The organism is Streptomyces yatensis, from assembly GCF_018069625.1.
GTDB lineage: Bacteria > Actinomycetota > Actinomycetes > Streptomycetales > Streptomycetaceae > Streptomyces > Streptomyces yatensis.
The window spans coordinates 9468091-9480893 of the sequence record NZ_CP072941.1; the positions used below are offsets into that span (position 1 = coordinate 9468091).

Genomic DNA, 12803 nt, shown 5'->3' on the forward strand with positions numbered 1-12803 from the left:
CGGTTGACGGGCGGAGTACCGGCGCCTGCCCGGCGTCGGCCCCATCCGTCGGCACCGCCGGCCTCTCGCCGTCCCGCCGCGCCCTCGCGCGGCCGGTGGCGCGCGCCGGTGTGCCGTTCACCGCCATCCGAAGGACGTGTGACGATGCCTTCCGCCACGCTGCCCGCCGCACCCGTGAGAGCCGTGCACGGCTTCACCACCGCGGCGAATGACCGCCAGGTCACCGCATGGGCGCTGGCCGCCCGTGACGGCGACCGCGATGCGGTCGACCACTTCATCCGCGCCACTTACCTCGATGTACGCCGCTTCGTCCGCCATCTCAGCGCCGACCCCCACGGCTGTGAGGACCTCGCCCAGGAGACGTATCTGCGGGCGCTGACCGGACTCTCGCGCTTCGCCGGCCGCTCGTCGGCCCGGACGTGGCTGCTGTCGATCGCCCGCCGGGTGGTCGTCGACCGCTACCGCACGGCCGCCGCCCGCCCCCGCACCCTGGACGCGGACGACTGGCAGGAGGTGGCCGAGCGGGCACAGCCCGTCGGGCTCCCCGGGTTCGACGAGGGGGTGGCGCTGATGGACCTGCTGGCGGCGCTCGCCCCGGCCCGCCGCCAGATGTTCCTCCTCACCACGGTGCTCGGCCTGCCGTACGCGGACGTCGCCACCGCGACCGGCTGCCCCATCGGCACCGTGCGCTCCCGTGTGGCCCGCGCCCGTGAGGACATCACCGCACTGCTGGCCGCGGCGGAGAAGGCCGCGGAACCCGTGCGGTTGGCGGGCTGAGCCCAACGACGACGCGGGACGCGGCGGGTGGCGGGCCATCGGCCACCGCCTGCCGTGTCCCGTACGTCGTCACCACTGTCCCCCGCCCGGCCGGTGGCGGGCGGGGGTGCGGGCCTTGCTCAGTGGCCGAGCACACCGCCGGGAGACGGCGGGGAGGCGAACGCCGGCCGGGGGCACCGGCGGCAGGCGCGGGCCGAAGGGGCCACCACGGCGTGTGACACGGCGGCGAAGGCCCCGGCGAGCGCGAGCAGCGGCCGGTCCGTGGCCAGGAGGGAAGCGACGGCGAGGGTGAGTGTGGCGATCCCCATGGCCACCCCTGCCGTGGTGCCGACCCACGCGATCGCCAGGGGCAGCCGGTGCGGGGTGGGCAGCCGGCGGGCCGGAGTGCTGGTGACGGCCGGCTCGACCACCGGAGCGTGACGTTCGCCGTGGCCCGATGCGGACCAGCCGGGGCCGGGGCCGGATCCGGTGCGGACCCAGGCCCGGGCCTGGGCCCGGGTGGAGGTTGCTGCGCGGACGTAACGCGCGGAGCTAGGGAGCCGTCACCTCGGGGCAGAGCGCCAGCAGTTCGGCGGGCTTGTGCAGGACCACATCGGGCTCCGCCGCGAGCAGGGTCTTCTCGTCGCTCTCGCCCCACATCGCCGCCACGGCGGTGATCCCGGCCCCCCGCGCACTGGCCAGATCGGTCACCGCATCCCCGACCATCACCGTCCGGTCGGGGTCGGCGTCCATCAGGTCCATCGCCTTCAGCACGATGTCCGGCGCGGGCTTGGGCCGCGCCACCTCGTCCGAGCCGAGGACCACGTGGAACTGGCCACGGATGCCCAGCGTGTCGAGCAGCGAACGTGCCCGGGGGCCGCTTTTCCCGGTGGCCACGGCGAGCCGCAGCCCGCGGTGGCGTAACTCCGTCAGCAGCTCGGGCACGCCGTCGAAGATCTCCACCTGGTGGGCGAGCCGGTAGCTCTCGCGGACGAACGGGGCCTCCATCTCCAGCGGAAGGCCCATGATCCGCATGATGTCGGGGAAATAGCGGCCCAGATGCCGGTTGTACTCCTCGAAGGGCGGCTCACCCTCGCCGACGACCTCGGCGTAGGCGAGGGTGAACGCCTCGCGCATCACCGCGAAGCTGTTGACGAGGACACCGTCGAGGTCGAAGACCACCGAGGTGACCGGGGCGATACCCGATCCGGAGAGCGGGTCGCCATGACTGATCGGATGGCTGGTCATTGAACACTCCCGTGGTGCGGGCCGGTTCGGCGTACCGCCGGTCCGGGTCTCGGAGGCGGTCCGGGGCTCAGGGGCGGTCCGGGGAAGGTGACGGGGATGGCGATGGCGCGCGGTGTGAGGCGGCGGGGGATGGCGACGGCGAGCCGGGTGAGGCGGCAGCCCGCCGGGGTGGTCACACCGGCGCCGACACCGACTTCCGGATCTCCTGGGGGATCCGGGCCGAGGCGTAGACCCGTTCGATGGCGCCGATGGTCCGGCGGACCTCCTCGATCACCCGGCCCCGCCCCGCCGGGTCGCGCAGCAGCGCGGGAACCATGTCGAGCTGCCGGTCGTACTCGGTGCCGATCGGCTCGGTGGGCACGGCCACCGGACGGGTCCTACCGTCGGCGGTGCGGGTCAGGGTGGACTTCTCGAGGCGGTTCGGGCTGAATCCGAAGGTGCAGCGCAAGGTCGCGCTGCCCGCGCTGCCGTCGATCGTGACCCGCGTGGTGTCCAGCGCCTCGTGCGAGGCCCAACTCGCGTGCAGCACCACCGAACGGCCGTCGTCGGTGATGAGGAATCCGCGCGCGGTGTCCTCCACATCGGTGTCGCCCGAGAGCTCCGGGCCACCGTCGTCGCCCCGCCACGCGGCCCCCGAGGACCGCTGGGTGATGAAGTCGGCGGACACGGTGCCGATGGCATGCCGGAACGCGGCGGTGCCCAGCAGCGGAACCGCGATGTCGAACAGATGCCAGCCCAGGTCGACCAGCGCCCCACCGCCCGCGAGCGACCGCTGGGTGAACCAGCCGCCCCGGTCGGGCACCCCGCGCGCCCGCACCCAGGCGAGCTCGACATGGCGGATACGGCCCAGCCGGGCGGCGATCCGGTACAGCCCGCGCACATCGGCGCGGTAGCGCGCCGCGCTGCCGGCCAGCAGCACCGCGCCACCGGAGCGCTCCGCCGCGGCCAGCCGCTCGGCCTCCTCGGAGGTCAGGCACACCGGCTTCTCCAGGAACACCGGGATGCCCTTGGCCAGCAGTTCGGTGGCGACCGTGCAGTGCAGATGGTTGGGCACCGCGACCACCGCCAGGTCCACCTCCGCGGGATCGAGGTCGTGGATCGCCGCCAGCACCGGCAGCCGGTCCGTGCCTTGCGTTTCGGCGACGGCCGCGCGACCGCGCTCGTCGGGATCCACCGCGGCGATCACGGTGAAGGCGGGGTTGCGGCGGAGCCGGGGCAGCCAGATCGAGCGGGCCGCCCACCCCAGCCCCACCACGGCGGTCCGGATCGGCGTCCCGCCGGCGGACGGGGCGCTCATGAGCCCGCGAGCACGTCGGCGACGACGGCTGCCACGTCGTGCATCTGCTCCTCGCTGCCCAGCAGCACCCGGTGGTGCAGCCATACGCAGTCGCGGGTGAGCGCCTCGGAGTGCGGGCAGCGGCGGGCGAGTTCGTCCACCGTCAGATCCGGCGCCGCGATCTCCCAGAAGGCGTCCGTACGGTAGACCGCGCGGAAGCCGACGAACGCGGGCACCCCCCGCTCGATGAGCACGTCGACGATCTTCGCGCGGCGCTCCTCGGTGATGCCCGGCACCCGGAACATCGCCATGTAGTGCGGGTTGCGGTCACCGCGGTCGTCGCGCGACTGCGGTACGACACCGGGGATCTCGGCGAGCAGCCGGCTCAGCACCGGCCAGCGCTGCTCACGCGTGGTGATCTGGTCCTCCAGACGGCCGAGTTGGGCGCGCAGCACCGACGCGGAGAACTCGTTCAGCCGGAAGTTGGAGCCCGAGGTGCGGTGGAAGTAGCCGCGGTCGGTGGGCGGGCGTCCGCAGCTGTGCCGGACGAAGCCCCGCTCGTACATCTCTGCGTCGGGGAAGAGCACGGCGCCGCCCTCACCGGCGGTCATCAGCTTCCCGTTCTGAAAACTGAACGCGGCGACCGAGCCCAGCTCACCGACCTTCTTGCCGCGCCACTGAGCACCATGGGCGTGGGCCGCGTCCTGGATCAGCGGGACCCCGGAGTCGGCGGACAGTTTGCCCAGCGCGTCCATGTCGCACATCTGACCCGCCATGTGCACCGGCATGATCGCGCGGGTCCTCGGACCGATGGCCGCCTCGACCGCCGATGGATCGATGCAGTAGGTGTCCGGGTCCACATCGACGGGAACGGCCACCGCGCCCAGGCGCTGCGCGGCCTGCGAGGACGAGATGAAGGTGAACGCGGGAACGATCACCTCCGTGCCGGCGCCGATGCCGAGCACCTCGAGAGCGAGCTCCAGCGCATGCGTTCCGTTGGTGACCGCGAGGGCGTGCTCGCTGCCATGGGCCGCGGCGAACTCCGCCTCGAAGGCGTCGACCTCACTGCCGCCGATACGCCACCACTGCCCCTGATCCAGGGCCCGGATCAGGCCCTCGCGCTCCTCGTCGCCATACTGCGGCCATGCGGGCAGCTCGGATCCCAGGCGCACATCATTGCTCATGATTTCCCTACTCCCTTAATGCGTTATGGAGGCAGGTCCGCGGCGGACGCATTAGCACGCTAACCGGCCGACGGGGCAAACGTCATTCCCCCTCAAGGCCCCCCTACAGCCCCCTTAAAAACGGAGTTGACCAAGCTCTCGGGCCGAGGCCAAGGGGGCCGTGCTATAAATGCACTTCCGTGATGAGCCGCTGTAATTCAGCCGACCCCGCATGGTGAGGTGTGCATTGAGCAGGCTGTTGTTGGTGAACGGGCCGAATCTCGGCATACTCGGGAAGCGGCAGCCCGAGATCTACGGCACGGATACGCTGCAGGACATCGAGCGCTGGGTCGGAGAAGAGGTCGCGGAGCGCGGCTGGAAAGTGGATTCCTACCAGTTCGATGGCGAAGCGGAGATCATCCGCACCATTCAGGGGAACTACGACACGGTCGGCGCCATCATCAATCCGGCCGCGCTCATGATGGCCGGCTGGGGCCTTCGGGACGCATTGGCCAACTATCCGCGGCCCTGGATAGAAGTGCATCTGTCGAATGTCTGGGCCCGTGAGCAGTTCCGCCATGAGTCGGTGACGGGCCCGCTGGCCGCGGGCGTCATCTTCGGACTCGGCGCCCTGGGGTACCGGCTCGCCGCACGCGCCCTGCTCGAGAAGGTCCCGGACTGAGCGGCCACTCCGCCGTCACTCCACCCCGCCGCCACCCCACACCGCCAAGGCCGACGAGCCGGGAGGCGACCATCAGTCAGCTGGGAATCGACGTCGGCGGCACCAAAGTGGCGCTGCGCCTCGAACACGACGACCTGAGCATCAGCGAATCCTCCTTCCGCTGGGCCGAGCCGGACGGTACGGACGCCATGATGTCCGTCGACCCCACCCGCGACCTGGATCTGCTGGCGCACCACGTCACGGAGTTATGCGCCGGAGCCCCCGGGCGGCTCACCGGCGTCGGGGTCGCGATGCCCGCCACCCTCGACGCCACCGGCACGGTCACCGCCTGGCCCGGCCGCCCCGGCTGGGCCGGAGTGGACCTGGGCGGCGCGCTGTCCGCGCTCTTCTCCGACGCCGAGGTGCGCTGCGCCGACGACGGCGATCTGGCCGCCCTCGCCGAAGCACACGAGGCCGGCTGCCCCGATCTGCTCTACCTCGGCGTCGGCACCGGGATCGGCGGTGGCATCGTGCTGAACGGAAAACCCGTCCCCGGCGTGGGCCGCGGCTCCTGCGAAGTCGGCCACCTGGTCGTGGACCGCGATGGACCGCTGTGCGACTGCGGCCGGCGCGGCTGTGTCCAGGCGGCGGCCTCGGGCCCGGCGACCCTGCGCCGGGCGACGCGGCGGCGGGGCGAGGAAGTGACCTTCGCCGCGCTGCGCCAGGCCGTGGCCGACGGGAAGCCCTGGGCCGTGGCGTCGCTGCGGGAGAGCGGCAGGGCCCTGGCCGCGGCGGTGACCGGCGTATGCGAACTGGTCCATCCCTCGCTCGTGTTGATCGGTGGAGGGTTCGCCGCGGCGATGCCGGAACTCGTGGCGATGGTGGCCGAGCGAACGGCCGCGCTGGGGCGCCCGGGACATCCGCTGCCACCGGTCCGGCCCGCGGAACTGGGCGGGCTGTCCTCACTGCACGGCGCCGTCCTGCTGGCCAGGGGGCTGCCGGACTGATCCGCCCGTGGGGTTCTACGGGTACGAGTCGGCCCGGTCCATCCCGGCCAGCGCCGTGGCGACCGTCTCCTCCGCGAGGCCCGAGACCAGTTCAGGACCGCCGGGACCGTCCAGGACGAAGGTGAGCCCGTCCGTCGCCTTCTTGTCCAGCCGCATCACCTCGATCAGACGCCCCGGATCCGCATCGGCGGGCAGCGCGAACGGCAGCCCGTACCCCCGCACCACCTCCAGATGCTCGGCCGCCCGCGCCTCGTCGATCCGGCCCAGGGCCAGCGCCAGACGCCCGGCGAAAACCGTGCCGATCGCCACCCCCTCACCGTGCCGCAGCCGGAAATCGGTCACGATTTCCAGCGCGTGGCCCAAGGTGTGGCCGTAGTTGAGCACATGACGCAGCCCGGAATCCCGCTCATCCGCGGAGACCACCGACGCCTTCAGGGCCACGCTCGCCGCGATCTGCTCCGGCAGCGGCAGCCCGCGCAGATCACCGGCGCCGATGAAGTGGCAGCGGGCGATCTCCCCATATCCATTGAGCATTTCCGCCGCGGGCAGGGTCTCCAGATAGTCGGTGTCGCACAACACCGCGGACGGCTGCCAGAAGGCACCCACCAGATTCTTCCCCTCGGGGAGGTTCACCGCCGTCTTCCCGCCCACGCTGGCGTCCACCTGCGCCAGCAGCGAGGTCGGCAGATGCACCACGGGCACACCCCGGTGGTACAGGGCCGCCGCGAGACCCACGACATCGGTGGTGGTCCCGCCGCCGCAGGAGACGACCGCGTCCGACCGGGTCAGCCCGAAACGGACGAACTCACGGCACAGCTCCTCCACCGTGGCCAGCGACTTGTCCGCCTCCCCGTCCCGGGCCCGCAGCACCACCGAGGGCACGCCCGGGTCGGGCAGCCAGCCGTCCGGCCGGGCGGACACCATCGCCACCCGCTGCGCACCGAGCCCCGCGATGACCCCGGCCAGCGCATGCCGGACACCCGGCCCGATGTCGACGGGATAGGAACGCTCGCCGAGTTCCACCATGACCCGGGTATGCGGATGAGCCGACGCCGTCATGCGTTGTCCGTCCCTCCATGGGCGATGACCGGGCATTCTCTATCGTCGAATGTAGTGCCTGGATCGAGGGTTGGCCCTCACACCGTGTGAGGCGCTGGACTCGGAGACATCATGTTCACCATCGGAGACTTCGCCCGGCACGGCCGCGTATCGGTCCGGATGCTGCGCCACTACGACGCCACCGGACTGCTGCGCCCGGCCCATGTCGACCCCTCCACCGGCTACCGCTACTACTCGGCCGCCCAACTCAGCCGCCTCAACCGGGTCATCGCGCTCAAAGAACTCGGCTTCACCCTCCAGCAGGTGCGGGACATCGTGGATGAGAAGGTCGGCACCGAGGAGCTGCGCGGCATGCTGCGGTTGCGGCGGGCCGAGCTGGAAGCCACCGTGGCCGCCATGGCGGCGCGGCTGGTGCAGGTCGAGGCGAGGCTCCGGTCGATCGAAAGCGAAGGACACATGCCCACGAACGACGTCGTCATCAAGGAGATTCCGGCCGTGCGGGTGGCGGAGCTCACCGCGACCGCCAACGGCTTCGACCCCCGGGACATCGGCCCGGTCATCACACCTCTCTACGACGAGCTGTTCCGGCGCCTGGATGCGGCGGGCATCACCCCGACGGGCCCCGGTGTCGCGTACTACGAGGACGCCCCGGAAGGCGGTGGCGCCATCACCGTTCACGCCGCCGTCCAGGTCACCGCCCCGCTCCGGGACGGTGCGGACCTCCGGATTCTCGATCTGCAGTCCGTCGACCGGGCCGCGACTATCGTCCACCGTGGCCCGATGGACGCCGTGGTGCCCACGTCCCAGGCCCTGGCCCATTGGATCGACGGCAACGGCTACCGGTCGTCCGGCTACCCCCGCGAGGTCACCCTGGAGTGCCCGGAGAACCGCGAGGAGTGGGTCACCGAACTCCAGACACCGGTGGTCGAGGTCTGACGGCCGGGCCGTAGCGGGGCGCCTCGCGCGGCGGGCGGCCACCCGGTGGGTGGCCGCTCGGCAGTACGAGATGTTCAGGGAGCCTGCACGCGGCTTCTTCGACGGGACCGGCCCGGCCCGGGTGGTTCGGCGCCCGGGGTCACCCCCAGCTGGCTGAGCCGTTCGAAGTCGGCTGTGTCGATCTTCTCCAGGATCTCCAACTGCCGTGCCAGTGCCTCGGATTGCCCGTCGACATCGTCATGCCGCCGGAGCGAGGTCGCCGTGGTGATGTGGAACCGGGCCAGCGCCACCTTCAGGCTGCGGCTCTCCAGGATCATCCGGTAGATGGTCTCCTCCGCCAGCGCGTCCTGCACGGATCTGACCGGCCGGGTGAAGAACAGCGAGACGATCTGCCCCACACCGAGCGCGCCGAGCACGGCGGGGCTCTGCCACCCGATACGGCCCGGGAGGAAGACCCCGACGAGCGACAGCACAAGCGCGGTGAGCAGCAGACATGTGCCCAGCCCCAGCAGGAACTTGCTGGCGAAGCCGACCGTGTGCTGCGCCCGCCGGAGGCGCTCGGAGGTCTGGATGCGGTAGTCCCGCAGCCTGGCGTCCTCGTACGACAGGATGCCCTGCTTGTCCTGGATGTACGAGGAGTAGCCCGCGAACTCCGCGTCCCCGCCACGGGACAGCCGCCGGTCGTCGTCCGGCCGGGAGCCCAGGAAACGGGCCAGCTCCGCCAGACCGGCCATCACCTCGGCGCGCAGCACCCGCTGGCAGAAGTCCAGGGCCGTCAGGTGGCGCTCCAGGGTTCTGCTGGCGGTGAGCGCGTCGGAGACCACGAGCTGCCGGACGTCGTAGCGGGAGCGGATACCGGTCAGCAGCAGCTGGACCTTGATGTCGGTGAGGACACCGATCACCACGACATGGGTCGTCTCCTGCCGTCCGTCGCCCAGCAGACCGTCCAGCAGGGTCGTCAGCGGCGCCGGTTCGCCGAGGTCGGGACGTCCGCCGGAGCTGTGCTGGAAGTCGAAGAGGGTATTGGACCGCACGTGGTGGACGCGGAGCCTTCCGCCCCAGCCGTCCTCGCTGTCCGCCGGGGCGCACCGGTCCGGGGCCAGCAGATCCGTGAGCCCGTCGACGTACGCCGCTCCCCAGGTGCCGGCCTCGCAGTGGGCCCCGTACTGCCTGCGCTCCAGGTCGTACGCCTCTCCCGGGACATGCCAGTCACGGATGTTGATCAGATGCAGGACCCCGTCCCCGTGGCCGCGTGTCCGGGAGCCGACGGTGGCGTCCAGGAAACGGGCCAGCGGCGAACGGTGCAGCTCCGCGTCGGACAGGACCCTGCGGTGGCCCTCCGTGCGGAGGGCCGCACCGCTCTCGCTGTCCAGCAGCAGCTTGGAGACCGCGCTGTCCGGCAGGGACAACTGGCAGTCCAGGTTGAGGAAGAAGTCGTTCTGCAGACACTGCGTGATGAGTATGTACTGCGCCGGTGTCGTCGGATCCATCGCCACCCCCGTGGGTTGCCGGCTGCCTTCGGTGTGCCGCACGCGCTCAGTGCGGCAGCAGCGGCCACTGCCGGGACAGCCGCATGGCGGCCTCGGTCACCGCCGGATCGCCGGACTCCATGGCCACCCCGTCCAGATAGGCGTGCGCCGCGGCCTCGTACAGGTCGTCGACCGCGTACAGCCGCGCCTCATGGGCCGCGCGGCGGGCACCCCCGCGGGCGCCCATGGTGGCCTCGGCCTCCTTGGCGCGCTCGGAGCCGGCCAGATCCGTCTCGATCTCCTGCTCCAGCTCCCGCAGCCGCTCGGCCGTGGTCCGGTACGCCGCGAGATACGGGTGTTCCTCGCCAAGGCCGATCAGGAAGGCGATACCGCCGGAGAGCAGCAGCAGCGCGACGAACATCCAGGACACGCTCTGCGGGTCCAGATGCAGCGACTCGATCAGGCTCGGCGGATTGCGCACACTGTCTCCGACGTCCGCGGCCACATCGGGCGGCAGATCCAGCGGAGGCTCCTCCCGGAACGCCACTTTGGCCCGCAGGTCGCCCAACGCCCAGGCGCCGTACGCCCATACGCCCAGCAGGGCGAGGGCGGGCAGGGCCGACAGCCGGACCGCGCCGGTGGCCGAGCGCCGCCGCAGTATCCAGCCCGCGATATGCGGGGCGAGGATCATCGCCACCGCCACGGCCACCATGAGGCTGTAGGAGAGCAGATCGGCGAAGCGCCCGACACCGTGCAGATTCTCGAACACCGAGTAGTAGACGGGCAGTTCGACCACGATCAGTGCGGCCAGCACCCCGAGCTTCATCCAGCGCGGCATACCGGGGCGGGCCGCCGCGCCCTCCCAGGCCGCTCTGGTGGACAGCGCCCGGTCGGCCGCGTCCGCCTCCGCCACCGGATCGTGCTCGGACACCGCCTGCCAGCCGGCGTGGCCACCGGCGGTCTGCGGCTCGTCCTCGCGCCGCGTGGCGCCCGGCCGCCCCGGGTCGGCGCCGTCGTTCCAGCCGGCGGGCATACGGGCGCGCAGCCACCGGCGCTCGAACCCGCCCCGCACCGTGTCGCGGAAGGTCTGCCACCGGTCGGCCCGCCGCGCCAGCCGGTCCAACTGGGCGGTGGTGACCATCTGCTGCTGCTCCAGAGCGGCCCGTCGGCGGCCCGCCCGCTCCAGCCGCTCACCGGCGGCGGTGGCGGCCGCCCTGACCCGGCTCGCCTCCAGCGCGCCGTCCTCCTCGGCCCGCGCCTGCTCCTCGGCGAGCCGGTGCCTGACCCGGTCGCGCAGGCTGGCCAGCTCGGCGAAGTAGGGCACCCGGTCAGGGGTGGCCAGGACCCAGGGGTCGAAGACCTTCCCGGTGGCCGCCGACGCGCCGTGCTTGCGCGCCCGGTCCAGGAGCCAGGCGCTGTCCCCGGCCCGGATGAGATCCGATGCGACGGGATCGGGCTGGGGCAGCGCGCCGTCCGGGAACCGCCGTGCGGCCGCCCGCCCTCCCCGGCGCCCGCGGTCGCCGTCGGCCCTGCGGCGGCGCAGCCTCAGCCGACGCGGCGCCTGGTCGTCACCGGCGATAGGTGGTGTCGACATGTGCCTTCACCCTCCCCTCCAGAAGCTCCGTCCAGAAGGCGTTGAACCGCTCGTAGTGGGAGGTGTCGGTGTGGTACTTCATGCCGTAGCCCACCGGGTAGATGTCGGCGCCGGACAGCTTCGGCGTGCCGTGCGACTTGAGGAAGCCGTCGATGACGGTCCGGCGGCTCGTGGCGGTGGACAGGTCCTGCCGCCCCAGCCGGAAGTCGGTGTCGCCCTGGTCGAAGTCGCTCACCACGAGGACGTCGAACGAGGCGTCGTCGCCGGACGGCTTGGACAGCGCGATGCGCGACAGCCCCCCGAGCACATCGGAGCCGGGCTCCTCCTTCTGGGCGCAGCGCAGCAGCTTCAGGGCGTTGGAGAGGGCGACCGCGCGCATGGTGGTGCGGGCCCGCTCGCGGTCGGCGGTCTTCGAGGTGTCCGGGTCCAGGTCCAGTGGGCTGACCTGGCACTTGGACGCCTCGGACACCTTGGTGATGGGGGCGAAGGACGTCTTGCGGCACTTGTTGTCCGCAAGGAACTTCTGCAGGGTCGCCTTGAGCTTGGCCTCCGCGTCGAAGCCGGTCCGGGAGGCGGCGGCCGAGCCCGAGCCGTCGACCACGACGCCGCACGCACGGGAATAGCGTGACGGTTCGTCGGAGCCGCAGGCCGTGAGGGCGGACGCCAGGGCGAGCACCAGCGCGGCGGACAGGGCGCGCCGCCGGTTCCGGCGCCGGGCGCCCAACTGCTCCGGAGCGGGACTGTGGACGGTCATCGCGCGGTCCTCCCGTCGACGCGGTCGGTGTTCTGCCGTTCGAGTATCTGCAGCGCCCGGGAGGTGGCCGTCCGGGCGCCGTCGTCGTCGGCCAGCAGCCAGACGTCGGGTTGCTGCCAGGACCGGTCCAGCTCCACCCGGCCCGGCAGCCAGTCCCCGGGCGGGCGCCGGGGGAGGCGGGAGAGCTGGGGGTGGGTCTCGCGCACCGCGTCCCAGTAGCAGGCGAGTCGCTGATTGGCCTGGTCGACGACGGCCTGGGCATGCGACCGGCAGCGATCCACGCTGGTGCGCCACTGGCCCACCCAGTGGCCGTACCGCGCGAGCGCGGCGGGCCGGGGGTCCTCGCGGACGTCGTACTGGGTGACGACGCGCACCGACTCGGCGCGCACCCGGCTGAGCAGGGCGTGCTCGCGTCCGATGAGGGCGGAGCGCATCTGCTCGGTGGCCCGGCGGACGCCGGTCCGCACCTCCATCACATACGGCGTGATGAGCAGCTCGGGAGCCGGTGGCTCGATGGGCGGCGGCATCTCGCCCTTCCGCTCCTCGGGCGGCTCCGGGAGCGGGATGCGCGGGACGCCGCGCGCGCCGTCGCGCTTGCCCCGCCAGCGGGCGGCGAAGCGGGCGGTACGGCCGAGCCTTCCCCGGCGCACCACCCCGTTGACACTGTCAGATGTGATCATGGAAATGGATCCCCCGATTTCCCCGGTGCGCAATTGCCGCACCGGACAGCCGCATTTGCGGACAGCGGAATTCCGCTTTCTCCCGCAAACGGCTCGCAGTCGATGCCGATGACGCTGTCGATTCGATTCCTTGCCATACCGTATCGGTGAGGTCGTACCCGGGAATGCTCCCCATAGGGCCCGCTCCCGGAAACGCCCGG

13 protein-coding genes are annotated in these 12803 nt (G+C 71.9%); 4 read left to right on the top strand and 9 right to left on the bottom strand.

Annotated elements, in window-relative coordinates:
- The first annotated feature begins 144 nt into the window (after window positions 1-144).
- Window positions 145-777, top strand: a complete 633-nt coding sequence (locus J8403_RS39515) for a sigma-70 family RNA polymerase sigma factor (RefSeq protein ID WP_211127364.1) — start codon at window positions 145-147, stop codon at window positions 775-777.
- A gap of 119 nt (window positions 778-896) precedes the next feature.
- Here the strand turns inward: J8403_RS39515 and J8403_RS39520 are convergent, their stop codons facing one another.
- From J8403_RS39520 to J8403_RS39535, 4 genes are all read right to left on the bottom strand, one after another.
- On the bottom strand, window positions 897-1187 hold the full coding sequence (locus J8403_RS39520; protein WP_211127365.1) for a hypothetical protein: 291 nt from the start codon (window positions 1185-1187) through the stop codon (window positions 897-899).
- Between the two features lie 121 nt (window positions 1188-1308).
- The gene (locus J8403_RS39525; RefSeq protein ID WP_211127366.1) at window positions 1309-2004 is read right to left on the bottom strand and encodes an HAD-IA family hydrolase; all 696 of its coding nucleotides are present in this window, start codon (window positions 2002-2004) and stop codon (window positions 1309-1311) included.
- A gap of 172 nt (window positions 2005-2176) precedes the next feature.
- The gene (locus J8403_RS39530) at window positions 2177-3301 is read right to left on the bottom strand and encodes a Gfo/Idh/MocA family protein (protein ID WP_211127367.1); all 1125 of its coding nucleotides are present in this window, start codon (window positions 3299-3301) and stop codon (window positions 2177-2179) included.
- On the bottom strand, window positions 3298-4464 hold the full coding sequence (locus J8403_RS39535; protein ID WP_211127368.1) for a DegT/DnrJ/EryC1/StrS family aminotransferase: 1167 nt from the start codon (window positions 4462-4464) through the stop codon (window positions 3298-3300). The genes J8403_RS39530 and J8403_RS39535 overlap by 4 nt, the downstream gene beginning before the upstream one ends.
- Before the next feature lie 226 nt (window positions 4465-4690).
- Here J8403_RS39535 and J8403_RS39540 point away from each other — a divergent pair, with 226 nt between their 5' ends.
- Window positions 4691-5125: a type II 3-dehydroquinate dehydratase gene (locus J8403_RS39540; RefSeq protein WP_043236498.1), complete on the top strand. Its 435-nt coding sequence runs from the start codon at window positions 4691-4693 to the stop codon at window positions 5123-5125.
- 86 nt (window positions 5126-5211) lie between these two features.
- The gene (locus tag J8403_RS39545; protein WP_281427999.1) at window positions 5212-6111 is read left to right on the top strand and encodes an ROK family protein; all 900 of its coding nucleotides are present in this window, start codon (window positions 5212-5214) and stop codon (window positions 6109-6111) included.
- A 15-nt stretch (window positions 6112-6126) separates the two neighbouring features.
- Here J8403_RS39545 and J8403_RS39550 read toward each other — a convergent pair whose 3' ends face one another.
- Window positions 6127-7170: a 3-dehydroquinate synthase family protein gene (locus J8403_RS39550; RefSeq protein WP_211127370.1), complete on the bottom strand. Its 1044-nt coding sequence runs from the start codon at window positions 7168-7170 to the stop codon at window positions 6127-6129.
- 111 nt (window positions 7171-7281) lie between these two features.
- Here J8403_RS39550 and J8403_RS39555 point away from each other — a divergent pair, with 111 nt between their 5' ends.
- Complete coding sequence (locus J8403_RS39555) at window positions 7282-8106, top strand: MerR family transcriptional regulator (RefSeq protein ID WP_211127371.1); 825 nt, start codon at window positions 7282-7284, stop codon at window positions 8104-8106.
- A gap of 74 nt (window positions 8107-8180) precedes the next feature.
- On the opposite strand, the gene J8403_RS39560 is transcribed toward J8403_RS39555, so the two are convergent.
- Genes J8403_RS39560 through J8403_RS39575 form a run of 4 tightly spaced genes read right to left on the bottom strand, consistent with a single transcriptional unit; the run spans window position 8181 to window position 12603 of the window.
- Window positions 8181-9596 carry a hypothetical protein gene (locus J8403_RS39560; RefSeq protein WP_211127372.1) on the bottom strand — a complete coding sequence of 472 codons (1416 nt, stop codon included), beginning with the start codon at window positions 9594-9596 and terminating at the stop codon, window positions 8181-8183.
- Between the two features lie 46 nt (window positions 9597-9642).
- Window positions 9643-11169, bottom strand: coding sequence for a hypothetical protein (locus tag J8403_RS39565; RefSeq protein WP_211127373.1), 1527 nt, complete (start codon window positions 11167-11169; stop codon window positions 9643-9645).
- Window positions 11144-11923, bottom strand: coding sequence for a hypothetical protein (locus J8403_RS39570; protein ID WP_211127374.1), 780 nt, complete (start codon window positions 11921-11923; stop codon window positions 11144-11146). Before J8403_RS39570 ends, J8403_RS39565 begins: the two co-directional genes overlap by 26 nt.
- Window positions 11920-12603, bottom strand: coding sequence for a hypothetical protein (locus J8403_RS39575; RefSeq protein ID WP_211127375.1), 684 nt, complete (start codon window positions 12601-12603; stop codon window positions 11920-11922). Before J8403_RS39575 ends, J8403_RS39570 begins: the two co-directional genes overlap by 4 nt.
- Window positions 12604-12803 lie beyond the last annotated feature (200 nt).

Coding starts and splice junctions, on each gene's coding strand:
- J8403_RS39515 (WP_211127364.1), top strand. CDS start 145: ATGCCTTCCGCCACGCTGCCCGCCGCACCCGTGAGAGCCGTGCACGGC.
- J8403_RS39525 (WP_211127366.1), bottom strand. CDS start 2,004: ATGACCAGCCATCCGATCAGTCATGGCGACCCGCTCTCCGGATCGGGT.
- J8403_RS39530 (WP_211127367.1), bottom strand. CDS start 3,301: ATGAGCGCCCCGTCCGCCGGCGGGACGCCGATCCGGACCGCCGTGGTG.
- J8403_RS39535 (WP_211127368.1), bottom strand. CDS start 4,464: ATGAGCAATGATGTGCGCCTGGGATCCGAGCTGCCCGCATGGCCGCAG.
- J8403_RS39550 (WP_211127370.1), bottom strand. CDS start 7,170: ATGACGGCGTCGGCTCATCCGCATACCCGGGTCATGGTGGAACTCGGC.
- J8403_RS39555 (WP_211127371.1), top strand. CDS start 7,282: ATGTTCACCATCGGAGACTTCGCCCGGCACGGCCGCGTATCGGTCCGG.
- J8403_RS39560 (WP_211127372.1), bottom strand. CDS start 9,596: ATGGATCCGACGACACCGGCGCAGTACATACTCATCACGCAGTGTCTG.
- J8403_RS39565 (WP_211127373.1), bottom strand. CDS start 11,169: ATGTCGACACCACCTATCGCCGGTGACGACCAGGCGCCGCGTCGGCTG.
- J8403_RS39570 (WP_211127374.1), bottom strand. CDS start 11,923: ATGACCGTCCACAGTCCCGCTCCGGAGCAGTTGGGCGCCCGGCGCCGG.
- J8403_RS39575 (WP_211127375.1), bottom strand. CDS start 12,603: ATGATCACATCTGACAGTGTCAACGGGGTGGTGCGCCGGGGAAGGCTC.